This is a genomic window from Bradyrhizobium sp. CCBAU 53338, from assembly GCF_015291665.1.
GTDB lineage: Bacteria > Pseudomonadota > Alphaproteobacteria > Rhizobiales > Xanthobacteraceae > Bradyrhizobium.
In genome coordinates, this window is record NZ_CP030048.1 from 1864563 (window position 1) to 1889651 (window position 25089).

A 25089-nucleotide genomic window follows, 5' to 3' on the forward strand; every position below is an offset into this window, starting at 1 on the left:
ACTCCAGCATAGCTTTCCCGATCCGTCGGTCGGAGTCGTGGATTCCGTGAATCCTCATTCTAAATGGGTACTGTGGAAAAGCAACGCCAGCCCGTTGAGCCCATCAGATTGGGAGAGGCAAGCGAATGTTGACAGTTCTATTTTGGAACGATAAGTATAAGTTGCTACCTGCCTGCGACACTCGATGTTGCTGCTGTCAACTAGGAGAGAAGACCCGTGCCAGATTCGCTGAAGGTGGAATTTTTGTTCGATTTCGGCAGCCCGAACGCCTACCTCGCAGAGAGGGTCATTCCCTCAATTGAGCGTCGGACGGGGGTGAAGTTCCAATATGTGCCCATCTTGCTCGGCGGGATTTTTAAGGCCACCGGTAATATGTCGCCCTTCGAGTCGCTGCGCGGCATCAAGAATAAGCCGGAGTACAATACGCTCGAAATGAAACGCTTTTTCCAGCGGCACAACATCACGAATTTTCAACAGAATCCATTTTTCCCGGTCAATACTTTGATGTTGATGCGTGGCGCGGTCGCCGCCCAATTGGAGGGCGTGTTCGAGCCTTACTTTCGCGCGGGGTATCACCACATGTGGGAGAACCCGAAAAAGATGGACGACGTCGAAACCTTCCGCGCCGCATTCAAGTCTTCCGGCGTCGATATCGACCGGTTGATGGAGCGTGCGCAGCATGACGACGTCAAGAAGCGACTGGCCGACTTGACCGCCGACGCCGTTAACCGTGGCGCCTTCGGATCTCCGACCTTTTTCGTCGGCAAGGAGATGTTCTTCGGCAAAGACCAGCTTCGGGACGTGGAAGAATCGATTCTCGAGCAGATGCAGAAGCGCGCGCCCCAGCCGGTATAAAATTGCCGCGAACGCGTCGCTCTTAGTAGAGGATAGTTCAAGGGCGGACAAATGCATGTCGGCGCCGCCTAGGCGGTAGGTTCCTTGAACTGACGGGGATGGTCTCAGGGCCATTCACGACGATGCCTTCTGGTGGATCAAGGAGCGGACGTAATCAAGATCGAGCCGGTCGTCGGGATATTTCTCGACGGAGCCGCGCCCTGGTCGGGTTTCCGGGCTTTTTCCCAAATCGCTGCTCACTCGCGATCGACATGCGCGAGGAAGGTCGTGAGGTGATCGAGAAGATGGCTGGCCAATGCGGCATTCTAGCCCTGAACTTCCGGGCACGATGGCGGGCTTCGCCTAGGGCGCCGAGCACACGGAATCTTCTGCCTTGGATTCAGCGCCGCGTATTCCGCTGTTTTAGGCCCGATGAAATGGCTTGGTTTCGCGGCACCTCGCTGCTTTCATGCGTGCGCGAATGGCTTAGCAGTCCGGTATCGATCATAAGGTGCACGACGTGGATGTTCGTCGGCCCAATTCACGCCCGATAGGTCGCAAAACCGCTCCCATCTCGAAGACTGGTGGCTGCTTCTGCGAACATGATGATGAGGCGGCTCGGATATCATATGGTGAGCGACTCGCGGCGGACCAGAAAGCTGGCGTAGCGAACGGACTTCCATGCCATGAGGAGCAGTCTTCGGTGGTCTCGTGCGACGGCTTGGCCCGTTCGCGCCTCCATTGAACGGGCAGATCTCACAATTTATCGACGTGCACCTGCAATTTTGCAGACTTGCGTCTGCAGATGCAAACGACATAGCAGCCTACCGCGAGCCGCCAAGCCACCGCAGCTCCGATGAGCTCTTCGCCTCCCGAGAATTGCAACCCCGCTCCTCGACACCGGTTCAATCGTTCTAATTTAAAACTCACATTTAGCTGAGAAAGCTTCTCTGTAGGTCAGCCTTTAGGGCCGCAAAGGAGGTCTGGTTTGAAAATACTCATTGACTAGTTCTAAAAAAGAACTGTACTTATGCCGCAACGAGATCGAGAGGAGCAGTGGCCGGCGCAGCGGGGGAGCTCGAAAATGCGTCGGTTGGCGTGCCTCGGTGACCTCGCCCGGAGCTCGGGGGAGCGGTCGTCGGAGACCGGCAGAACCCATCAGAGGAACCTCGCCGAGATCGCAAAGATCGAGCCGCCGGTTCAGCAAGATTTCAGGTCCAAGAGGAGAGCAGCATGCAGAAGAGAAATGCCACCGTGGCCGTGATCGGTGCCGGCGACTACATCGGCGGGGAGATCGCCAAGAAGTTTGCTGCCGAAGGCTTCACCGTATTCGCTGGCCGTCGCAACGGCGATAAATTGGCTCCCTTAGTCAAGGAGATTGAGGAAGCAGGGGGCGAGATCCATGCCCGCTCGCTCGACGCTCGCAAGGAGGAGGAGATCATTTCCTTCCTCAATGACGCAGACAAGCACGCGCCTCTCGAAGTTTGCATTTTCAACATCGGCGCGAACGTCAATTTCCCGATTCTGGATACTACCGAACGTGTATTCCGAAAAGTTTGGGAGATGGCCTGCTATTCCGGTTTTCTGGCAGGGCGTGAGGCTGCGCGGCTGATGTTGCCGCGCGGTGGCGGCAACATCTTCTTCACCGGCGCGACCGCTTCGCTGCGCGGGAGCTCCGGCTTTGCGGCCTTTGCGAGCGCCAAATTCGGGCTGCGTGCAGTCGCCCAGGCTATGGCGCGTGAATTGGGGCCAAAGAACATCCACGTTGCGCATCTCGTTATCGATTCCGGCGTCGACACCGAGTGGGTGCGGCAGCGTCGGATCGAGGCGCTCGGGCCGAATGCACTCGACGATCCCGAGGCGTTGATGCCGCCATCATCGGTCGCTGCGTCCTACTGGCAGCTCTACCAACAACCGAAGAGCGCCTGGACGTTCGAGCTAGAAATCCGTCCATTCGGCGAGAAGTGGTAGGAGCGCTTCCGATGGAATTGGCTCTCTCGCCGGAAGATGCGGCGTTTCGCGAGGAAGTACGCACCTTCATTGCAGAAAACTATCCGGCGGAGATGCGAGTTCCGAATCCGGAGACGGACCTGAGCAAGGAGCAGTCGCTTCTCTGGCATCGCATCCTTCACGACAAGGGGTGGATCGCGCCACTCTGGCCGAAGGAATATGGTGGTCCTGGGTGGTCGATCACGCGCCAATTTATTTTTGATCAGGAGACGTCTCGCGCCGGCACGCTCCCGCCGTTGGCCTTCAGTATTACCATGGTTGGCCCGGTCATCTACACGTTCGGAAATGAGGCGCAGAAGAAGAAGTTTTTGCCGCGCATCCTTTCTGGGGAGGACTGGTGGTGCCAGGGCTATTCGGAGCCGGGTTCTGGTTCGGATCTCGCGACCGTTCGCACGAGGGCGGTAAGGGATGGTGACCACTATGTCGTCAACGGTCATAAGACCTGGACCACGCTGGCCCAGAACGCGGACTGGATCTTCTGCCTTGTTCGTACTGATCCGACGGCCAAACCGCAGTCCGGCATCTCCTTCCTCCTGATCGACATGAGGTCGCCGGGCGTCACAGTGCGTCCGATCATCACGATCGACGGTAGTCACGAGGTAAACGACGTCTTCTTGGAAAACGTACGCGTTCCCGCCGAGAATCTAGTTGGCGAGGAGAACAAAGGCTGGACCTACGCCAAATTCCTGCTCGGCAATGAGCGCACCACAATGGCCGGCATCGGTCGTTCGACACGCTATATCAACAAGCTGAAGCAGATCGTGAAGGCCGAGATCCCGGCCGACGATCCTGCGCATTTCGAGTTTCTTCGCGACATCGCCCGCGTTGAGCTTGACGTGTTGGCGCTTGAGGCGACCCAGCTCCGCGTCGTCGCACAGATGTCGCGCGGAATCGATCCGGGACCTGCGGCATCACTGTTCAAGATTCGCGGTACCGAGATATTCCAGAACATCACCGAATTAACCCATCGCGCGATCGGCAACTACGGGCTCGCTCTTCGCGAGCAGCCGATCAGCGACAACCACTTCATGCCGGGTCCCGCCTACGGACACACCGCATCTGAGAAATACCTCAACTCGCGCAAGCTCAGCATCTTCGGCGGGTCGAACGAAATCCAACGCAACATCATTGCCAAAGCGGTGCTCGGTCTCTAGCCGCAGCTTATCGAGAGGATCGGATGGATATCCAGTTCACGGAAGAGCAGGAATTGCTGCGATCCAGCGTGCAACGCTTGCTGCGCGACCAGTACGATTTTGAAGCGCGTCGCAAGATCGTCGCGAGCGAAGAAGGATTTAGCCGGGAGCAATGGAAGGCGTTTGCTGAACTCGGCCTGCTCGCCGCACCGTTTTCCGAGGATGTCGGCGGCCTCGGCGGCGGGCCACTGTCCACCATGATCATCGCGCAGGAATTCGGACGCCATATCGTCGTCGAGCCGTTTATCGAGACGGCGGTGGTGGCTGGTGGCCTGATCGAACAAGCAGGTACTGCCGAGCAGAAAGAAGCTTTCATCGCCGATATGATTGCCGGGACGAAGATCTGGGCGTTGGCCTGGACCGAAAAAGGGTCGCGCTTCGATCTCGCCAATGTCGCGACCACCGCGCTGCGGAACGGCAAGGATTATGTCCTGACGGGCGAGAAGGCCGCCGTCGTCGCCGCGCCCTGGGCGGACTATTTGATCGTTTCAGCCCGAACCTCCGGGCACAATCACGATCGCGGCGGCGTCAGCCTGTTCGTGGTCGAGCGCCGGGCCGCGGGTCTTGGCCTAAAGAGCTTCAAGACGATCGACGGCCGCCGGGCCGCCGAAATCAGTCTGCGCGAGGTTCGCGGGCATTTGCTCGGTAACGCGGGGGAGGGCGTCGCGGCGCTGGAAGCCTGTCGAGACCGGGCGATCGGAGCGCTGTGCGCGGAAGCTGTCGGTGCGATAGGCGAGTTGAATTCGGCGACGCTCGAATATTCCAAAACCCGGAAGCAGTTCGGGACCACCATCGGCTCTTTCCAGGTGTTACAGCATCGAATGGTCGACATGTTTATTGCGCATCAGGAGGCGCTTTCCCTGATGCAGCATCTCAATCTTAGTCTCAGCACCGGCGATGCCGTGCTGTCTCGTATCGCCTCCGGAGCCAAGTCGAAGGTCGGCTATGCGGGCAAATTCGTCGCCGACCAGGCGGTGCAAATCCACGGCGGCATGGGCATGACCGAGGAGTTGAACGTTGGTCATTACTTCAAGCGAATTTCTTCCATCAACATCCAGTTCGGCGATCCCGCCTACCATGTGCTGCGTTACGCGCAGCTCGGCGCCGTCGCCTAAAAAAAGAGGCCACCATGACCACTGAAGCAGTAATCGTTTCCACCGCGCGCACGGGCGTCGGCAAGGCATATCGCGGAGCGCTCAACTATACCGAAGGGCCCACATTGGCCGGCCACGTGATGGCGGAGGCCGTCAAGCGCGCGGGCATCGAGCCGGGCGACGTCGAAGATGTGGTCATGGGCTGCGCCATGCAGCAAGGCACCATGGTGATGAATGTCGCCCGTAAGGGCGCAATCCGCGCCGGCCTTCCCATTACCGTCGCCGGCACCACGATCGACCGGCAATGCGCCTCGGGCCTTCAGGCGATCGCGGTCGCAGCGCGCTCAGTTATGCTCGACGGCGTCGAAATAGCGATCGGCGGCGGCATCGAGTCGATCAGCCTTGTGCAGAACGAGCACATGAACAAGTTCCACGCCGTTGACGATGAGCTGATGGCGATGAAGCCCGAAATGTACATGTCGATGCTCGACACCGCCGAGGTCGTCGCCGAACGCTACAAGATCGGCCGCGACAAGCAGGATGAATATAGCCTCGAGTGCCAGCGCCGGATCGGAGCCGCGCTACAGGCCGGCCGATTCAACGACGAAATCGTGCCGTTCACTACCAAGATGGCCGTGGTTGACAAGGACACCAAGCAAGTTTCCTTCCATGAGGTGACGCTGTCGAAGGACGAGGGGCCTCGTCCCGACACTACGGCCGAAGGCCTGGCCAAGATCAAACCGGTTTTCGAAGGGAAGACCATCAGCGCCGGCAATGCCAGCCAGCTCTCCGATGGTGCCTCGGCTTGCGTCATCATGAGCGACAAGATCGCAGCCAAGAGAGGCCTCAAGCCGCTAGGCATCTTCCGCGGCTTCGTCGCCGCCGGTGTCGAGCCCGAAGAGATGGGCGTCGGCCCAGTGGCCGCAATCCCGCGGTTGCTCAAGCGACACAATTTGAAGATCGACGATATCGATCTCTGGGAGCTCAACGAGGCCTACGCGGTGCAGGTGATCTATTGCCGCGACAAGCTCGGCATCGATCCCGCGAAGCTCAATGTCAACGGAGGTTCCATCGCTATCGGTCATCCCTACGGCATGACCGGCGCACGATTGACGGGCCACCTTCTGATCGAGGGACGTCGGCGCAAGGCAAAATATGGCGTGGTGACAATGTGCATCGGCGGCGGAATGGGTGCCGCGGGCCTATTCGAAATCTTGCACTAGTGCGGGTGTCCAAGGCGGCGGTTCCGTCGCTTCGGCGAAGTCAATAAACGAACCATTCTGGAGGACCAGGTGAAGACAGCGATTACTGAACTTTTCGGCATTGAACACCCCATCGTTCAGGGCGGGATGCATTACGTCGGATTTGCCGAGATGGCCGCGGCAGTGTCGAACGCGGGCGGTTTGGGGCTCATTACTGGACTGACACAAAGGACCCCCGAGCTACTTGCGAAGGAAATCGCGCGTTGTCGCGATATGACCGACAAGCCCTTCGGTGTGAATTTGACTTTCCTGCCGGCGCTCAGCTCACCTCCTTATCCGGAATACATCGCGGCTATTCGTGAGGGCGGCATCAAGGTCGTGGAGACTGCCGGCCGCAGCCCGGAAGCCTACATGCCCGCCCTAAAAGCTGCGGGCATCAAAGTGATCCACAAATGTACGTCCGTGCGGCACTCCTTGAAGGCTGAAAAGATCGGCTGCGACGCAGTAAGCGTCGACGGCTTCGAATGCGGTGGCCATCCTGGCGAAGACGATATCCCAAACATGATTCTGCTGCCTCGCGCGGCAGATGAACTGAAGATCCCCTTCATCGCGTCCGGCGGTTTGGCCGATGCAAGGGGTCTCGTCGCGGCGCTCGCGATGGGCGCCTCCGGCGTGAACATGGGCACGCGATTCGTTGCAACCAAGGAAGCTCCAGTGCACGAGAACGTCAAAAAGGCGATCTTGGCCGCCAACGAGCTTGACACACGACTTGTCATGCGCCCTCTCCGGAATACCGAGCGGGTGCTCAATAACGCCGGCGTCGAACGTCTCTTGGAAATCGAGAAGGAGAGAGGCGCCAGCCTCAAGATCGACGACATCATCGAGGAAGTCGGTGGCGTGTATCCCAAGGTGATGGTCGACGGCAACATGGATGCGGGCGCCTGGAGCTGTGGGATGGTGGTTGGGCTCATCAACGACATTCCAACCGTCAAAGAACTAATCGATCGGATCATGCGCGAGGCTGAAACGATCATCCGGGGACGCTTGGGCGGTTTCTTGGATGGCAAGCCTGAGGCAGCGCGCAAGCCGGCTTTGGCTCATCTGTAATTCGATTGGATTGGATCTATATAGGGCAGGAGTCGGAATGACCGAGCACGTTCGTTGCGAAGTATCGGGCGGTGTCATGACACTGACTCTTGCCCGTCCAGAAAAGAAGAATGCCTTGAGTTTGGGGATGTATGGGGCGCTCTCGCACGCGCTAGAGGCAGCCGAGAGGGAATCCTCTATACGTGTCCTTCTCATCCAAGGTGAGGGTGACAGCTTCACCGCGGGGAACGACCTTGCGGATTTTCGATCCGCATCCGACCACCAGGAAGGGCCCGGAGAAGCATTTCGATTTATTAGCAATTTGGCACACGCGAGTAAGCCGCTGGTCGCAGCCGTGCAGGGGAATGCAGTAGGGGTGGGCACCACGATGCTGCTGCATTGTGATCTCGTGTTCCTCGCCGAGAATGCCAAGCTGGCCACACCGTTCGTCAACCTGGCGCTGGTCCCGGAAGCCGCATCGAGTTGGTTGTTGCCTGCGCGCATCGGATATGTCCGAGCGTATGCCATGTTCGCCCTCGGCGAGCCACTGGACGCGTCCTCTGCACTCGTTTACGGTCTCGCGAATGCTGTGGTGCCCGTCGGCGAGCTCCGACAGAAGGCCCGCAACGCTGCTGAGGCATTGGCGAAGCAGCCGGCCGGAGCCCTTCGCCACACCAAGGCGCTCATGCGGGAGACGCAGCGGATCGCGTCGCAGGTCAGCCTGGAGAGCAACCTCTTTCGCGAGCGGCTCCGATCTGCCGAAGCGCGCGAAGCCTTCTCAGCCTTGGCCGAGCGGAGACTGCCCGACTTTTCCAGATTGTCGACGTGAGTGCCAAGTGGATTGCCGTTCGAGGTGAGGAGCCTACGAGGTAGTGTATGAAGACGGCGGTCGTGATCGGGGTAGACTCGGACCAGGGCCTTGGAGCCCAGCTGTGCAAGCGATTTGCCGCGAATGGTCTGAGGATCGTTGTCGCGGGGACAAGTAAATCGGCCATTGAATCGGTCGCGCTCGAGGTTCTGTCATCCGGCGGCAAGGCTCTTGCCTTCGTCGCCGACCCGACGAACGAGGCCGACATCATTGCGCTCTTCAATGTCGCGGGACCGGCGGTCGACCTTGCGATCTACAATGCCGGAAATCGCGTGCCACGCATCGTATCGGCGATTTATAGCGAAGCCGAACAGTTCGAGCAGGTCTGGCGGGGCGGCTGCTTTGGCGGTTACCTATTCGGCCGCGAGGCCATTCGCCGGATGCGACCGAACGAGCGAGGTACGCTTCTGTTCGCCGGAGCAAGCGCTTCCCTATCTGGGCTCGCAGGTTACGCTCCGTTCGGTTCAGCAAAAGGTGCTCTGCGGGTGCTCGCGCAGGCATTGGCCAAGGAATATGCAGGCGACGGAATTCATGTCGGTCACGTGATAGTGGATGGCGGAACGCCGGATGATGTTCATCCTGCAGGCAACGTTGTTCGCGGCGACGATACGATCAGCATTAACGTATTAGTTGATGCATTTGCACACCTCTACAACCAGCCGCGTTGGGCTTGGTCGTTCGAGTTGGACGTGCGTGCCTCGAAAGAGAACTAGTAGCAATCAGTTGCCCGTCGAACCCTCCTCAGAGGATCCACGAGACAACACCACATCCAAAAGCAGTGTCTGCCGGGAGTTTGATTTCATGGCGGACCGGACAGCATCCATCTTATCCGGACATGAAAGCCCACATCGTTCGAATTAGGAACTATAGATCCAATATGGAAAGTATTAGGCGGCCGCACTGGACATATTTTCAACTAAAATTCTGGCAACTCGTCCGAACGAATTGACAGTACCAAAAAAGAACTTCATGATCTTGTAATAACAGTCTTAGGGGAAGCGCGTACTGCTGAGCAATCTGAGGAGCCGCACGTTCGCCGCGCTCACGCGTGGGAGGTCGGTCCCAGAACTCAGTGGCAAGCTGGAGAGCAAGCTGCACATGACCAACGCACCGTACATGGATGTTCACTTCCTGAAGCCGGAGCTGGATGTCGACCGCCGAGGCGACGGGACCTTACTTCTCCGCTCACGTCATCCACTGACCGGTGTTGGACGAACGGTTTGCGATCAACTTCCAAAATGGGCCTCGGAAGCCCCAGACAGAATTTTCATTGCTCAGCGCGCCAGCAATGGCGAATGGGATAGCGTGCGATACGAGAGTGCCTGGCAGATGGTTCAGTCATTTGGCCAGGCCCTGCTTGATCGTGGCTATAAGCGCGGCGACACAATTGCCATTCTTTCCGGCAATTCTATTGAGCATGCGATTGTCAGTTTCGGTGCGATGTGCGCGGGCTTGGTGGTGGCGCCGATATCCCCGAGCTATAGCTTGATACCGGGCGGTCTGGATCGCCTCGCCCACATCGGGAACGTGCTTCGGCCTTCGCTTGTGTTTGTCCAGCAGGTCAATCCTTATCGTAAGGTCATGGAGCTCGAGGGTTTCAAGGACGCCGAGTGGATTGCGGCCGAGCCAGCCGATGGTGTGGTGTTGTTCGGCGGGCTTTTGGAGGTCAAGCCTGGCCCCCACTTCGCGAAAGCGTTCGAGGACTTGTCTCCGGATGATGTGGGGAAGGTTCTGTTCACTTCCGGCTCGACAGGGCTGCCAAAGGGGGTGCCCAACACGCACCGCATGATGGCATCCGCGGTCGCCATGTCCGCTGTGGAGTTGGAGGAGCCGCCGGTACAGCTTGAATGGTTGCCGTGGCATCACACGATGGGTGGAAACTTAGTGTTGAACGGCGTCTTGAATAACGGAGGGTCGCTATTCATCGATGACGGGCGGCCGACGCCGGACGCGATGCATCGCACCGTTGCCAATCTCAAGGTCATCTCGCCTACGACGATGATAAATGTGCCCCTTGGCTGGTCGATGCTGGTCGATGCTCTCAAGTCGGACGCGCAACTGTGTGACAATTTCTTTCGCCGCTTGCGCCGTTGCACCTACGCCGGCGCCGCCATGCCGCGGGCGACGCTCGACGCGCTGCAAGAACTTGCAGTCCGTGCAACCGGGCGGCGTATTCCCTTTGGCTCGGGCTACGGAACGACAGAGACAGCACCTGGGATTTCCACCACGCAATGGCCCAGCGAAACGTCTGGCGAACTCGGGGTGCCGCTGCCGGGAGTCGAGCTCAAGCTCGTACCGGTGCGCGACTGCTACGAGGTTCGCGTGCGTGGTCCCAACGTTATGCGCGGCTATCTAGATCACGAGGCGACGCAGGCAGCGTTCGATGAGGAGGGGTACTACCGGACTGGGGATACGGCCACTTTCATAGATTCCGAGGATCCCAATCGTGGGCTGCGTTTTGCCGGTCGTCTTTCCGAGAGCTTTAAACTGAGCAATGGGACCTGGGTGGTGGCCGGAGATCTCCGACTCACCGTGCTCAATGCCTGCAGGGGGCTTCTGCAGGACGTGGTTATCGCAGGCGAGAATCGGGATTCGGTGGCGGTGCTCGCCTGGGTCAATCCGGAGCGAGCGGCTCGCGTGGCGTCCGACCCAAGCTGCGGGTCCGATGCGCGGCGCCTCTCCCGCGATCCGTCTGTTATCGAGCACATTCGGCAGGAACTGGAAAATTACAATCATGGCGCGAGCTCGAGCAATCGCGTCTCTGCTTTCACTCTGCTCGAGGATCCGCCTTCACTTGGCAAGGGCGAGATCACCGACAAGGCATATGTTAACCAACGTGCGGTCCTCAGCAATCGTGCCGTGAACGTCGAAGCGCTCTATGCACCAGAAACGCCGCCCGGAATTTTCGTTTGCCGGCCGAAGGTGAGGGCGGAGGTAGGCGCATAGCTGAAGGCTCTCAAGATGGGAGCATAGCGAAGTTCTCGGAGTCCACGATGCCTGTGGTTGATTTCTACTTCGATTTTCGGAGCCCATATTCATATCTTGCGAACAGTCAGGTAACGGCGATTCCAAATATCGAGATTACTTATCGCCCGATGGATGTGGCCGCAGTGATGCGACAGGTTGGCAATACGCCGACGACGATCGTCTGCGCGGCAAAGGGAAAGTACGCAGGGGTCGACCTTCAGCGCTGGGCAGCGCACTACGGAATAGCCCTCAAACGCCAGAAGGATCCCAAGGCGATCGACGGTCGGCGACTGTTGCGCGCTGCGATCAAGGCGTTAGAGGGCGGAGATGGAAGCAGGGCGATTCATGCCATTTTCAATGCAATGTGGGTGACAGGCGCACCACTTGTCACTCCTGACGATGTGGCAGCCGTACTCACTGCCGCCGGTATGAACGCAGCTTCGATGGCGGCGTCGTTGGATGATGAAGACCTCGATAAGCAACTGACGGAATCGAGCAGTCTGGCGGGTGATCTGGGCGTATTCGGTGCTCCGACCTTCATTATCGGTGGCGAGATGTTCTTCGGCAACGATCGTCTCGACTTCCTGCGGAAGCATCTGGAGAAACTACAGTGAGTAAACTGGCGAGTCCGATTGCCGTTGTGACCGGCGTTGGCCCAGGCACAGGTTCCGCTCTCGTACGTCGATTTGCTGCCGGAGGTTATCGGGTCGCCATGTTGGCTCGCGATGAGCGGCGTCTAAAGGATTTGCAGGCGGAGATACCAAATGCCGCGTCATTTCCATGCGATGTTGCCGATCCAGTCGCATTGGAGACGACACTCACCCAAATCGATCGTTCCCTTGGCACTCCGAAGGTCGTTGTTCACAACGCGGTGGGAGGGGCATTCGGCGGATTTACGGAGATCGATCCTGGCATTCTTCGCACCAACTTCGAAACGAACGTGATGGCTCTTCTGCACCTCGCGCGCCATGTGGTTCCCCCCATGGCGGCGGCCGACGGTGGTTCCCTGATCGTTACCGGCAACACATCGGCACTACGGGGCCGCCAGCGCTTCGCAGGTTTCGCGCCGACGAAAGCCGCGCAACGCATCCTCGCTGAATCGATTGCGCGCGAGATGGGCCCTAAAGGAGTGCATGTCGCGTATCTCGTCATCGATGCCGTCATTGATGTGCCCTGGGCGCGCGAGAGGTACAAGGACGCAGCGGATGACTTCTTCATCAAGCCCTCTGCCATTGCCGAGGAGGTCTGGCATGTCGCCCATCAGGATCGCTCGGCTTGGTCCTTCCTGACCGAAGTCCGTCCATACCGCGAGACTTGGTAGCTGACGAAGTGACCCGCTTTTGGAGAGGCCCGTCGCTCGGAGAGTTGCTTTTCGAAAGTGAGACGTGTGTCCGATGAGAAAAGTTCTCGCCGCTAAACTGCACGGCATTCACGTTACCGAAGCCAATCTTCACTATCACGGCTCGATCACTCTCGATCCGGACCATTGCCAAGATGCGGGCATTCTGCCGATGGAGTTCGTGGAGATTTGGAACAAGAATTCCGGAGCTCGTATTTCAACGTATGTCATTTTTGGCGCTCGCGGATCCCGCTGTTGCGTGCTCAACGGGGCCGCAGCGCGGACCTGCCAGGTCGGCGACCAGATCATCGTCTGCAGCTCGCAATACTTGGATGGCGCGCGCATCGTCGATCTGAGGCCCAAGATCCTGGCATTCGACCGCGATAACCGCGTCGTCGATCGTCTGACGTACTCGGTCAAGGCGGACTCGGTCGGAGGCCATCATTTCGAAATAGCGGATGAGAAGGGCGATTTGAAGCCTGTTCCGCTCCGTGCTGCGGAATCTAACTGAGCTCCATCGGTAAACAAGGAGATGGAATGAGCCATATCTCGCAGCCGCATGCTCAGCGCGTCACGATTCCGATGCTGCAGCGTTGGAAGGCGGAAGGGAGGCGCATGGTTATGACGACCGCCTATGATACGGTTTCGGCACGGATCGCGGACCCGGTCGTGGATATCTTGCTGGTAGGCGATAGCGTCGGCAACGTGTGCCTGGGTTTCGAAAACACGCTCTCGGTCAGCGTGGAAATGATGAACCACCACGTGGAAGCCGTAGCTCGCACGAAGCCTCGTGCGTTGCTGGTCGCCGATATGCCCTTTCTCAGCTTTCACATCAGCGTCGCGGACACAATACGCAATGCCGGCGGGTTTCTTCAGCGTGGCGCAGCCGCAGTAAAACTGGAGGGCGGCGCGAGGCGCATCGAGATGCTGAAGGCCCTTGTCGACAGCGAAATCCCCGTAATGGGCCATCTGGGGCTGACCCCACAGAGCGTCAACGTCATAGGTGGTTTCAAGGTGCAGGGTCGGACGGCGAGCGAGGCGCTGCGGCTGCTGGATGATGCACAGACGCTGCAGGAAGTCGGCTGTTTTGCGCTGGTGTTGGAGGGAATTCCGGCCGAGCTTGCCGCTCGTGTTACCGACTCGTTGACGATACCGACGATTGGTATTGGTGCAGGAGTAGGGTGCTCGGGGCAAGTTCTTGTATTCCACGACGTGCTAGGCTTGACCGATGAGCCGCGACCAAAATTCGTTCGAACTTATGTCGAAGGGGTCGACACGTTGCGGGACGCGCTTTTGCGTTGGGCCGCGGATGTCCGCAGCGGCGCCTTCCCTGGGGCGCAGGAATCGTATCGTCTGCCCGGTGACTTGGCCGATGCCATCGCAAATTGGGCGCCCCTCAATTCAAAATGACTTGAGCCGTTCCATGCAAACGATAACGAATGTTGCTGAACTTCGGCATGCGGTCGCGCGTGAGCGTCGGAGTGGCAACCGTATAGGACTTGTACCGACCATGGGGTACCTGCATGAGGGGCATATGTCCCTCGTCGATGCCTGTCGGGCCGCTTGCGACGTTACGGTCGTCAGCATCTTCGTCAATCCCACCCAGTTCGGACCGAACGAAGATTTGAACGTGTATCCGCGCGACTTCCCGCGCGACGAGAAGCTGTGCAGTGAAGGCGGTGTCACGATCCTGTTTGCTCCTGATGCACGCGAAGTCTACCCCGCGCAATTCCAGACGTTCGTCGAACCGGGAGACCTCGCGACGCCCCTATGCGGTGCTTTCAGACCTGGGCATTTCCGAGGGGTGGCCACCGTCGTGTCGAAACTGTTCAATATGGTGCAGCCGGATGTCGCCTTTTTCGGCGAGAAGGATTTCCAGCAGTGTGCGGTCATACGCCGTATGACCACCGACCTCAATCTTCCGGTTGAGATCTTCACAATGCCCACCGTTCGCGAGGCTGATGGCCTAGCGATGAGCAGCCGCAATCGCTTTCTCGACGATGACAACCGCCAGAGGGCTTTATCGATCAGCCGTGCGCTTCTTGCAGCGGAGGCCGCATTCCGAAAAGGCGAGCGCGATGTAGAGAAGCTCCTTGAACTCGCCAAGCGGCATTTGGGAGAGGTAGATCGGCTTCAGTATCTTGAGGTCGTCGATGCCGAAACGCTCAAGCGACCTGAGAGCCCGTTGCGTCGTCCCGCTGCGCTTTGCGTCGCTGCCTATATTGGATCGACCAGGCTGATCGACAATGTGGCGCTGAAGGGCGGGCTTACATTGCGCAGCGTTGCTGGCTTGGACACAGCGGCGCTCGAGCGCATCGATCGAGGTATCACGGAGGGGAGGGGCAATGCGCGCAAGAGTAGGTGATTTGTCACCCGTTCGCGACGTGGGCGTTTCCTCCGTCAAAGCGCATATTGGGAGGGCGCGTTCCTCGAGATTGCCTTGCGAGTCTCCGTCTACCGCGATTGAGTATGCGCAGATGTCACGATATTTAAGGGCATTACCTTCGAAATGGCATATTGCCCCGCGTTCCGGCGGCACGCTGAACGAGAGCTTTTGGATCGTCGCTCCCGCCATCGGCGTCATGGTGTTGATGGCGTCAATAGTATTTCTTCTTGGGAGGTAGGCAGCCGCGCAATGCAGGCACTGCGGGCATCGAACATTCCTGACCCGTACCCTGGCCTTGAGAGAGGATAGCTAAGCAGTCTCCTGAGTTGACAGTTCGATTTTAGAACTATACCGGATTGCGGGCAACAGAGAGAGGCTCGATGAAGGTCTTAGTGCCGGTAAAGCGGGTGGTCGATTACAACGTCAAGGTCCGCGTCAAGAGTGACGGGACGGGCGTAGAGCTCGCCAACGTCAAGATGTCGATGAACCCGTTCGACGAAATCGCCGTCGAGGAAGCGCTGCGGCTGAAGGAAACCGGCAAGGCGACCGAGGTGGTAGTGGTGTCGATCGGCCCCGCGCAGGCCTCGGAGACCATCCGCACCGGTCTTGCGATGGGCGCCGAACGCGGCATCCTGGTCAAGGCCGAAGGCAATGTGGAGCCGCTTGGCGTCGCCAAGATTCTGAAGGCGGTGGTTGAGGCGGAAGCGCCCGGACTCGTCATCCTCGGCAAGCAGGCGATCGACGACGACAGCAATCAGACCGGCCAGATGCTGGCCGCGCTGCTCGGCTGGTCGCAGGCGACGTTTGCCTCCAAGCTCGAAGTCGACGGTGCTGATTTCAAGGTCACTCGCGAAGTCGATGGCGGCCTGCAGACTGTCAAGCTGAAGGGACCGGCGATCATCACCACTGACCTCCGCCTCAACGAGCCGCGCTATGCGTCGCTGCCCAACATCATGAAGGCGAAGAAGAAGCCGATCGACGACAAGAGCGCAGCCGATTATGGCGTCGATCTGACGCCGCGTCTGGAAGTGCTGAAGACCGCGGAACCGGCGGGCCGCAAGGCGGGCGTCAAGGTCAAGGACGTCGCCGAACTCGTGAACAAGCTCAAGACCGAAGCCGGGGTTCTCTGATGACGACGCTGCTGATTGCTGAACACGACCACGAGACCCTGAAGGACTCGACCAACAAAGCGCTGACGGCTGCAAGCCAGCTCGGCGGTGACGTGCATATGCTGGTCGCCGGTGGCGGCCAGGGCACCAAGGCCGCGGCGGACGTCGCCGCCAAGCTCGCCGGCGTTGCCAAGGTGCTGGTGGCCGAAGGTGCTGCCTATGAGCACGACCTCGCCGAGCCGCTGGCTGCACTGATCGTCTCGCTGGCCGGTGACTACGATGCTTTCGTCGCGCCCGCGACCTCGCGCTTCAAGAACGTGATGCCGCGCGTCGCAGCCCTGCTCGACGTGATGCAGGTCTCGGAGATCATCAAGGTGGTCGCGCCCGACACCTTTGAGCGGCCGATCTACGCCGGCAACGCGATCCAGACCGTGAAGTCGAAGGACGCCAAGAAGGTCATCACCGTGCGCACCTCGACCTTCGCCGCGGCCGGCGAGGGCGGCAGCGCGTCGGTGGAGAGCGCCACGGCTGCGGCCGATCCGGGCCTGTCCTCGTTCGTCGGCGAGGAAGTCGCCAAGAGCGACCGTCCGGAACTGACGTCCGCAAAAATCATCGTCTCCGGTGGCCGCGCCATGCAAAGCCGCGAGAACTTTGCAAAATACATCGAGCCGCTCGCCGACAAGCTCGGCGCCGGTGTCGGCGCCTCGCGCGCCGCGGTCGATGCCGGCTATGCGCCGAACGACTGGCAGGTCGGCCAGACCGGCAAGGTGGTGGCCCCGGAACTGTACGTCGCGGTCGGCATCTCCGGCGCGATCCAGCATCTGGCCGGCATGAAGGACTCCAAGGTGATCGTCGCCATCAACAAGGATGAGGACGCGCCGATCTTCCAGGTTGCCGATTACGGCCTGGTCGCCGACCTCTACCAGGCGGTTCCGGAGCTGACGGCCGAACTGGACCACTAACCAACGTACAGGGCGTTACGCCGCCTACGTGCGAGAATCTAAGAACTCGGCGTCGATCAAATCGAATTGCAAGAGCCTTCGCTGGAATGGCGGTATGGAGGATATGATGAGCAATGTCGTAAGTTTGAAATCGCACGATGAAGTTGGCCTCGTTACGATCGACAGCCCTCCCGTTAACGCGCTAAGCGCTGCGGTTCGAGGCGGCATTCTGGACTGCGTCCAGCAAGCCATTGCGGATCCCACCATCCGAGCGATAGTATTGACCTGCAGTGGACGGACCTTCATTGCAGGAGCCGATATCACTGAGTTCGGTAAGCCTCCGAAGCAGCCGGGTCTCGATGAGGTGTTGGCCGCGCTCGAGAGCAGCCCCAAGCCGACAGTCGCAGCAATCCACGGGACAGCGCTCGGTGGCGGGCTCGAAGTCGCGCTCGCTTGTCATTTCCGGGTGGCGGATAAGAACGCAAAGCTCGGCCTGCCAGAAGTCAAGCTGGGGCTCCTGCCTGGCGCTGGCGGCACGCAGCGTCTTCCGCGCGCCGTTGGCCCGGAGCTGGCCGTCAAGATGATCGTCAGTGGCAATCCCATCGGTTCGCAGGAAGCACTTCGGAGCGGGTTGATCGAGGAAGTAGTCGAAGAAGCCTCTGCCGGCGGTGAGACGTTCGCCCGCAAACTCCTGGCCGAAAAGCGTGCTATTCGCAGGTTGCGCGATGACGATACGAAGCTCGCCGCGGCTCGAGCCGATCGCTCCATTTTCACCACCGCAGTAGCCGCAACGACGAAGAAAATTCGCGGGCTCGAAGCTCCATTGGCAGCGGCGGACGCAATCGGCTACGCGATCGATTTACCGTTCGATGAAGGGCTCAAGAAGGAGCGGGAGATATTCCTCCGATTGATGAGCAGCGATCAATCGAAGGCTCAGCGATATGCCTTTTTTGCCGAGCGAGAGGCAGCGAAGATTCCAGGAGTTCCGAACGGGATCCAGCCGCGCCTCGTCGAGCGCGTCGCGATCATCGGGGCTGGGACCATGGGTGGCGGTATTGCCATGTCTTTCGTCAACGCAGGCATTCCCGTTACCCTGGTCGAGACTGGAAGGGAACAGCTCGATCGCGGACTAGACATTATGCGGAAGAATTACGACGCGACCGCAGCGCGAGGCGGGATTCCCGCAGATGCGCCCGAGAAGCGTATGGCGCTGATCAACGGTACCGTCGGAATTGAGAACATAAAGCATGCCGACCTCATCGTAGAGGCGGTATTCGAAACCATGGCTATCAAGAAGGATGTCTTTGGTCAGATCGACCAATTCGCGAAGCCCGGTGCCATTTTGGCGACCAATACCTCCTTTCTCGACATCAATGAGATCGCCAAAGAGACCAAACGGCCTCAGGACGTCCTTGGGATGCATTTCTTCAGTCCTGCGAACGTCATGAAGCTCTGCGAAGTGGTTCGGGCTGCGGACACTGCCCCCGACGTCTTGCAAGCCGTCGTTTCAGTGGCGCGCAAGATTGGAAAGGTGCCGGTCGTGGTCGGTGTCTGCGACGGATTCGTAGGCAACCGCATGCTCATGGCCAGGCAACGTCAGGCTAGTCAGCTACTTTTCGACGGCGCACTTCCGCAGCAGGTCGATGCCGCTCTTACGAAGTTCGGGATGCCAATGGGTCCATTTGCCATGGGAGACCTCGCAGGATTGGATATCGGGTGGCGATCGCGGAAGGATCGCGGCATTAAATCGGAGATCGAGGACGCGCTTTGTGAAGCTGGTCGTTTCGGACAAAAGACCGGGAAAGGCTTCTTCCGGTATGAGGAGGGCTCCCGCGCGCCCCTTCATGATCCAGAAGTTGAGAAGCTGATCGATGAGACGCTGAGCCGCCTCGGACGCAAGCGGCGTGTCGTCAGTGATGAAGAAATTATCGAACGGACGACATACTCGATGATCAACGAAGGTGCGCGGATCCTCGAAGAAGGTATCGCGGCGAGGGCGAGCGACATCGACGTCGTATGGCTGTACGGGTACGGCTGGCCGATCTACCGCGGCGGTCCGATGCATTATGCAGACCATGTCGGACTTCAGCGGCTCGCTGATCGGCTGTCATACTATGCAAGAGAATCTAACGATGCTTCGCTTCAACCGACCCAGCTGCTGATGGAGTTGGCAGAACAGGATGGGAAATTTGGCGCGCGCGGCTGACCTACCTAGCTTGGCCCGAACGGGCCAGGCTTTTTCTCGAGACCGTTTTTTCGTTCCGGCCGTCAGGCGGCCCCATCTTCAAAATCCGAAGGTCTCCCAGACGGTCGGCGGTATTATCTTCCTGCTTTGCCGTTGGCCTAGAGACGATCGAGGGAAAACTGGCTGCTGCGCCACCGCTCGGTCGCTGCTCGGCAAGGCGAGTATCCCATCCGTATCGCGCGCAACTGCATCTTACATGACTAGGACCTGCACACGACGGGCTGCTGGGGCTTCCATCAGATCCCGTCGCCTAGAAGGCGCCGAAACGTCGGCTCTTCAGGCAGTCGGCCGGAGGGCGCATGCGACTCCAAACCAAGAAATTCAGGGTATATCGATCGCCACGCCGATAAAGTTGACAGCGTAAAACAATGATGCATATTGCCGCTCGTTCAACGTGGAAAGCTGCCCATGACCGATATCTCCAGCCTGAAAGCCACACTTCGGCTGCCCATCATCGCATCGCCGCTCTTCATCATATCGACGCCAGAGCTGGTGATTGCACAATGCAAGGCCGGAGTGGTTGGCACATTTCCGGCACTGAATGCTCGCCCAGCGCACGTGTTGGAAGATTGGCTCAAGCGCATTACTAACGAACTCGCCGAGCATGATATCCGCCATCCCGACCGGCCGTCCGCGCCATTCGGCGTGAACCAGATCGTGCATAAGTCGAACGAGCGGCTTCATCACGATCTCGAGGTCTGCACGAAGCACCAGGTACCTGTCGTGATCACCTCGTTGGGGGCTCGGCCGGAAGTCAACGAAGCGGTCCATTCGTACGGCGGATTGGTGTTGCACGATGTCATTAATCAGACGTTCGCGCGTAAAGCCGTCGAGAAGGGGGCGGACGGATTGATCCTCGTAGCAAGCGGTGCCGGTGGACATGCAGGTACGCTGTCGCCGTTTGCGTTCGTCAACGAGACCCGACAGTGGTTCGATGGGCCGATCGCGTTGTCTGGATCCATCGCAAGCGGACAAGCGGTACTGGCCGCCGAGGCGATGGGCGCCGACCTTGCCTACATCGGCTCCGCCTTCATTGCCACCGAGGAAGCCAATGCGCCGGCCGCCTACAAGCATGCCGTGACGGAAGCCAACGCGTCGGACATTGTGTATTCAGATCTCTTCACCGGGGTGCACGGCAACTATCTTCGAAAATCGATCCTCGACAGCGGTCTGGATCCTGACAACCTGCCAGCAGGCGACATTTCGACGATGAACTTCGGATCTGGTGGAAATATGAAAAAGAAGGCGTGGAAGGACATTTGGGGAGCGGGGCAAGGTGTTGGAGCGATCACCGCAGTCGAGCCGGTGGCACGATTCGTCGATCGCCTGGAGAATGAATATCTCTCGGCGCGCAGTAAGATTGCCGCTTGATCGCGACGGCCTGCTGCGGTCAGTGCCGTTGCCGCGATCGTGCAGGAAGGGTTGCCGAGGCGCCTGTCCGCGGGCGAGCGGGTTAGGCGAACGGCAGCATCTACTGCGATGCAGATCTGCGTCGTTGAAGTGCTGCTTCGCTTGGATAGTTGGTGAACGCTTGGAGCGGTTCTGCACCGCACTCGGGAGGCCAAATGCAACTCTTCATCAATGGCCAGACCTATCAAGTTGATGTCGAAGACGAGATGCCCCTTCTATGGGTCTTGCGCGACGTACTCGGAATCAGCGGGCCCAAGTATGGCTGCGGAATCGCGGCGTGCGGAGCGTGTACCGTGCGCATAAGCGGTGAGGCGGTGCGATCCTGCTCCCTTCCGGCCGTAGACGTCAAAGGAGAGGTCACCACTATCGAGGGATTGGGCACGCCGCAAGCCATGCATGTCGTGCAGAAGGCCTGGGTAACGCACCAGGTCGCGCAATGCGGTTACTGCCAGTCCGGTCAGATCATGTCAGCGGCCGCGCTATTGGGAGTCAATCCGAACCCGAGCGACGACGATATCGACCGAGCCATGTCGGGCAATCTGTGCCGCTGCGGCACCTATCCGCGCATCCGCGCAGCAATCAAGACAGCGGCGCGCGAACTGAAGGGACGCGCGACATGAGCAGGCTTGGCAAGATCGCGCGACGTACATTCCTGATCGGGTCCGCCGCGATCGCAGGCGGCGTCGCGCTCGGTGTTTATTCTTACGAGAGCGAGCCCGAGAATCCGCTGTTAAAGCACCTCGGCGACGGGCAAGTCGTGCTCACGCCCTACGTTCGCATCGACCAAACCGGAGTGACCATCATCACGCCGCGCGCCGACCTTGGGCAAGGCGTGGCGTCCGTGCTTGCGGCACTGGTTGCGGAAGAGCTTGATGTCGCATGGAACGACATCAGGATTGATTTCGGACCACCGAGCGCCGCTTACTATAACGGCGCGGTGACTGCGGAAGGTTTGCCATTTGCAGCGACCGACGATGGCTTGATTGCTCGCGAAGCGCGCGTCGTGGGCGATGTCATGGGCAAATTTTTGAGCCTTCAAATCACCGGTGGATCGTCGACCATTCCCGATGCCTATGAAAAGATGCGCGTCGCCGGCGCGGTCGCGAGGGACATCCTGCTGCAGGCAGCGGCAAAGCGGACGGGCATCGCCAAGGAGCAGTTGAGGACCAGCGATGGCAACGTGATCACGCCACGCGGCGAGGCGCTTAGCTACGCATCTCTGGCCCCAGACGCAACCCGGCTGGGGCCGCCCAAAGATGTTCGGCTCAAGCCTGAGGCTGAATGGCGCTATCTTGGTAAGACGATGCAGCGCATCGACATCGTCGCGAAGTCGACAGGTACCGCGACATTTGGCATCGACATCAGGATGCCGGATATGGTCTACGCCACGGTGCGCACCAATCCGCGGATTGGCGGTGGCATGAAGAGCTTTGATGCCAGCGCAGCTGAGAAGTCGAGAGGCGTCATCGCGATCCTGCCGATTACCGGTGGCGTGGGCGTGATAGCCGACAACACCTGGCGAGCCTTCAAGGCAGCGAGCCTGATAAAGTGCGATTGGGGGCCATCGCCCTATCCATCGTCAAGCGCAGCCATGTTCCGGGCGGTCGCGGGTTCCTTCATGCCGGATCGCCAGGACAGCCGGCTAAAGGACGAAGGCGATGTGGTGGCGGCGCTGCAGGGCACTGAGGTGCTCGAGGCTGAGTATAAGGTGCCATATCTTGCGCACGCGCCGCTCGAGCCCATGAATGCCGTAGTGCAGTTGAAGGACAGCCGTCTCGATATTTGGACAGGAACGCAGATTCCGCTGTTCGTGGTTGCAATGGCGGCGAAGGTCACAGGGCTTCGTGCCGAGGATATCCACCTGCATTCTCAATTTTCAGGCGGCAGTTTTGGGCGGCGCCTCGAACACGATTATGTCCGCCAGGCGATTGAATTGGCGAAGGCGCTTCCGGGGCGCCCGATCAAGATGACCTGGACGCGAGAGGAGGACATGGGTCACGATTTCCCTCGTCCGCTCGCCATGGCGCGCATGCGCGGCGCGGTCAAGGATCGCAAGGTCGAGGCCTATGATTTCAAGGTCGCTTGCCCTTCGGTCAACGCCTCGTGGTTTGGCCGGCTGAGTGTCCCGACGTTTGGACCCGACACTGCCATCGTGGCGGGCGCCTGGGATCAGCCGTTTCGAATTCCACACTATCGTGTTACGGGCTATCGAGTCCCGGAAATGGTGCCGGTCAGCTCATGGCGTTCGGTCGGCGCGTCTGGCAATGGCTTTATGCACAACTGCTTTCTCGACGAACTGATCCGGGCGGCGGGTGCCGATCCCCTGAAGGAACTGATCCGGCTCTGCTGGCATGAGCCGTCGCGCAAGGTGCTGGAAGCGGTGGGCGAGATGTCCAAATGGGATGGCGATCCCGGCAAGGACCGCGGGCGCGGAATCGCTTTTACGCTGTCGTTTGGAGTGCCCGTAGCCGAAGTCGTGGAGATCACCAGTACGCCGCGCGGTATCAAGATCGATAAGGTGTTCGTTGCGTGCGACGTAGGGAAAGTTCTCGACCCTGCGAATTTCGAGAACCAGGTCCAAGGCGGCGTTATCTGGGGACTCGGCCACGCGATCAACTGCGAATTGACCTACAAGGACGGAGCACCGGAGCAGACCAACTTCGACGCGTACGGGGGCTTGCGTCTCGACCAGGCACCTGCGATCGAGGTACGCGCAATCGACAGCGGCAGCGCCATCCGAGGCATCGGCGAGCCTCCGGTTTCCCCCGCCGCCCCAGCCCTTGCCAATGCTATCTTCGCCGCCACCGGCAAACGCATCCGCGAATTGCCGCTGAGGAAGCACATCGATTTCGTATGACCCCCACGTGCTGACCTTCCACCGTCGCAATTCAACTTAGCTCGCGCGAATGAGTGCGCTTGTCCCGCTTCATCAGAGGCCTCATGAAGATTGCCGTTGCCAAGGAAATCGACCCGTCGGAACCGAGGGTCGCCGCTTCGCCGGATACGGTGAAGAAGTTCAAGGCGCTGGGCGCCGAGATCGCCATCGAGCCCGGTGCCGGCATCAAGTCGGGCCTGCCGGATTCCGAGTTCACGGCCGTGGGCGCCACCGTCAGGGCCGATGCGCTGAAGGACGCCGACATCATCATCAAGGTGAAGCGCCCCGAGGCGTCCGAGCTTGGCCAGTACAAGCGCGGCGCGCTCGTCATCGCCATCATGGATCCCTACGGCAACGAGGCCGCGCTGAAGACGATGGCCGATGCCGGCGTCGCCGCCTTCGCGATGGAGCTGATGCCGCGCATCACGCGCGCGCAGGTGATGGACGTGTTGTCATCGCAGGCCAACCTTGCAGGCTACCGCGCCGTGATCGAGGGCGCCGAGGCCTTCGGCCGCGCCTTCCCGATGATGATGACCGCCGCGGGCACCGTTCCCGCCGCGAAGGTGTTCGTGATGGGTGTCGGCGTTGCCGGCCTCCAGGCGATTGCGACCGCGCGCCGCCTCGGCGCCGTCGTGACCGCCACCGACGTGCGTCCGGCGACGAAGGAGCAGGTGGAATCGCTCGGCGCAAAATTCCTCGCCGTCGAGGACGAGGAGTTCAAGAACGCGCAGACCGCCGGCGGCTACGCCAAGGAGATGTCCAAGGAGTACCAGGCCAAGCAGGCCGCGCTCACCGCCGAGCACATCAAGAAGCAGGACATCGTGATCACGACGGCGCTGATCCCGGGCCGGCCGGCGCCGAAGCTTGTCAGCGCCGAGATGGTCAAGTCGATGAAGCCGGGGTCGGTGCTGGTCGATCTCGCCGTCGAACGCGGCGGCAATGTCGAGGGCGCCAAGGCCGGCGAGGTCGTCGAGACAGATGGCATCAAGATCGTCGGCTACACCAACGTCGCCGGCCGTGTCGCGGCCTCTGCCTCCAGCCTCTATGCGCGCAACCTGTTCTCCTTCATCGAGACCATGGTCGACAAGAAGGAGAAGAAGCTTGCCGTCAACTGGGACGACGAGCTCGTGAAGGCAACCGCGCTCACCAGGGACGGCGCCGTCGTCCACCCGAACTTCCAGCCGAAGGGTTAAGGAGATCCGTCATGGAGCATGCTGCACAGGTCGTCGATCCCTTCGTGTTTCGGCTGTCGATTTTCGTGCTGGCCGTTTTCGTCGGCTATTTCGTGGTGTGGTCGGTGACGCCTGCGCTGCACACGCCGCTGATGTCGGTCACCAACGCGATCTCCTCGGTGATCGTGGTCGGCGCGCTGCTGGCCGGTGGCGTCGCGAACGTCTCGAGCGGTTCGGGCTGGGCCCGCGCGTTCGGTTTCGTCGCGCTGATCTTCGCCTGCATCAACATCTTCGGCGGCTTCCTTGTCACCCAGCGCATGCTGGCGATGTACAAGAAGAAGTCGAAGTAAGCGGCCAC

22 protein-coding genes are annotated in these 25089 nt (G+C 59.7%); all 22 read left to right on the top strand.

Features of this window, described 5'->3' with window-relative positions; genetic code table 11:
• Positions 1-216 precede the first annotated feature (216 nt).
• A complete protein-coding gene (locus XH90_RS08860; RefSeq protein WP_194480479.1) occupies positions 217-855 on the top strand; it encodes a 2-hydroxychromene-2-carboxylate isomerase in 639 nt (212 codons plus the stop codon).
• A gap of 1212 nt (positions 856-2067) precedes the next feature.
• A complete protein-coding gene (locus XH90_RS08865) occupies positions 2068-2805 on the top strand; it encodes an SDR family oxidoreductase (RefSeq protein WP_194480481.1) in 738 nt (245 codons plus the stop codon).
• 11 nt (positions 2806-2816) lie between these two features.
• Positions 2817-3998 carry an acyl-CoA dehydrogenase family protein gene (locus tag XH90_RS08870; protein ID WP_194480483.1) on the top strand — a complete coding sequence of 394 codons (1182 nt, stop codon included), beginning with the start codon at positions 2817-2819 and terminating at the stop codon, positions 3996-3998.
• 23 nt (positions 3999-4021) lie between these two features.
• Entirely contained in the window at positions 4022-5152 is a 1131-nt protein-coding gene (locus XH90_RS08875) for an acyl-CoA dehydrogenase family protein (RefSeq protein WP_194480485.1), read from the top strand.
• Positions 5153-5166: 14 nt separating this feature from the next.
• Positions 5167-6354 carry an acetyl-CoA C-acyltransferase gene (locus XH90_RS08880; RefSeq protein WP_194480487.1) on the top strand — a complete coding sequence of 396 codons (1188 nt, stop codon included), beginning with the start codon at positions 5167-5169 and terminating at the stop codon, positions 6352-6354.
• Between the two features lie 69 nt (positions 6355-6423).
• Positions 6424-7440: a nitronate monooxygenase family protein gene (locus XH90_RS08885; RefSeq protein WP_194480489.1), complete on the top strand. Its 1017-nt coding sequence runs from the start codon at positions 6424-6426 to the stop codon at positions 7438-7440.
• 37 nt (positions 7441-7477) lie between these two features.
• A complete protein-coding gene (locus XH90_RS08890) occupies positions 7478-8248 on the top strand; it encodes an enoyl-CoA hydratase (RefSeq protein WP_194480491.1) in 771 nt (256 codons plus the stop codon).
• A gap of 47 nt (positions 8249-8295) precedes the next feature.
• The gene (locus XH90_RS08895) at positions 8296-9000 is read left to right on the top strand and encodes an SDR family NAD(P)-dependent oxidoreductase (RefSeq protein ID WP_194480493.1); all 705 of its coding nucleotides are present in this window, start codon (positions 8296-8298) and stop codon (positions 8998-9000) included.
• A 385-nt stretch (positions 9001-9385) separates the two neighbouring features.
• On the top strand, positions 9386-11233 hold the full coding sequence (locus tag XH90_RS08900; protein ID WP_246755733.1) for an AMP-binding protein: 1848 nt from the start codon (positions 9386-9388) through the stop codon (positions 11231-11233).
• A 47-nt stretch (positions 11234-11280) separates the two neighbouring features.
• Positions 11281-11868 (top strand): 2-hydroxychromene-2-carboxylate isomerase, encoded by a 588-nt coding sequence (locus tag XH90_RS08905; RefSeq protein WP_194480495.1) that lies wholly within the window; start codon positions 11281-11283, stop codon positions 11866-11868.
• The gene (locus XH90_RS08910) at positions 11865-12575 is read left to right on the top strand and encodes an SDR family NAD(P)-dependent oxidoreductase (protein ID WP_246755735.1); all 711 of its coding nucleotides are present in this window, start codon (positions 11865-11867) and stop codon (positions 12573-12575) included. Before XH90_RS08905 ends, XH90_RS08910 begins: the two co-directional genes overlap by 4 nt.
• Before the next feature lie 73 nt (positions 12576-12648).
• On the top strand, positions 12649-13104 hold the full coding sequence (gene panD / locus XH90_RS08915) for an aspartate 1-decarboxylase (protein ID WP_194480502.1): 456 nt from the start codon (positions 12649-12651) through the stop codon (positions 13102-13104).
• A gap of 26 nt (positions 13105-13130) precedes the next feature.
• Positions 13131-14003 carry a 3-methyl-2-oxobutanoate hydroxymethyltransferase gene (panB, locus tag XH90_RS08920; RefSeq protein ID WP_194480504.1) on the top strand — a complete coding sequence of 291 codons (873 nt, stop codon included), beginning with the start codon at positions 13131-13133 and terminating at the stop codon, positions 14001-14003.
• Between the two features lie 13 nt (positions 14004-14016).
• The gene (gene panC / locus XH90_RS08925; protein ID WP_194480508.1) at positions 14017-14958 is read left to right on the top strand and encodes a pantoate--beta-alanine ligase; all 942 of its coding nucleotides are present in this window, start codon (positions 14017-14019) and stop codon (positions 14956-14958) included.
• Between the two features lie 401 nt (positions 14959-15359).
• Positions 15360-16109, top strand: coding sequence for an electron transfer flavoprotein subunit beta/FixA family protein (locus XH90_RS08930; protein WP_194480510.1), 750 nt, complete (start codon positions 15360-15362; stop codon positions 16107-16109).
• Positions 16109-17050: an electron transfer flavoprotein subunit alpha/FixB family protein gene (locus XH90_RS08935; RefSeq protein ID WP_194480513.1), complete on the top strand. Its 942-nt coding sequence runs from the start codon at positions 16109-16111 to the stop codon at positions 17048-17050. The genes XH90_RS08930 and XH90_RS08935 overlap by 1 nt, the downstream gene beginning before the upstream one ends.
• A gap of 106 nt (positions 17051-17156) precedes the next feature.
• The gene (locus XH90_RS08940; protein ID WP_194482632.1) at positions 17157-19235 is read left to right on the top strand and encodes a 3-hydroxyacyl-CoA dehydrogenase NAD-binding domain-containing protein; all 2079 of its coding nucleotides are present in this window, start codon (positions 17157-17159) and stop codon (positions 19233-19235) included.
• 447 nt (positions 19236-19682) lie between these two features.
• On the top strand, positions 19683-20645 hold the full coding sequence (locus tag XH90_RS08945) for a nitronate monooxygenase family protein (protein WP_194480515.1): 963 nt from the start codon (positions 19683-19685) through the stop codon (positions 20643-20645).
• A 194-nt stretch (positions 20646-20839) separates the two neighbouring features.
• On the top strand, positions 20840-21304 hold the full coding sequence (locus tag XH90_RS08950) for a (2Fe-2S)-binding protein (RefSeq protein WP_194480518.1): 465 nt from the start codon (positions 20840-20842) through the stop codon (positions 21302-21304).
• Positions 21301-23541 (top strand): xanthine dehydrogenase family protein molybdopterin-binding subunit, encoded by a 2241-nt coding sequence (locus tag XH90_RS08955; protein WP_194480521.1) that lies wholly within the window; start codon positions 21301-21303, stop codon positions 23539-23541. Before XH90_RS08950 ends, XH90_RS08955 begins: the two co-directional genes overlap by 4 nt.
• Positions 23542-23624: 83 nt before the next feature.
• Complete coding sequence (locus tag XH90_RS08960; RefSeq protein WP_194480532.1) at positions 23625-24752, top strand: Re/Si-specific NAD(P)(+) transhydrogenase subunit alpha; 1128 nt, start codon at positions 23625-23627, stop codon at positions 24750-24752.
• A gap of 11 nt (positions 24753-24763) precedes the next feature.
• A complete protein-coding gene (locus tag XH90_RS08965) occupies positions 24764-25081 on the top strand; it encodes a proton-translocating transhydrogenase family protein (RefSeq protein ID WP_025034139.1) in 318 nt (105 codons plus the stop codon).
• Positions 25082-25089: the final 8 nt, after the last annotated feature.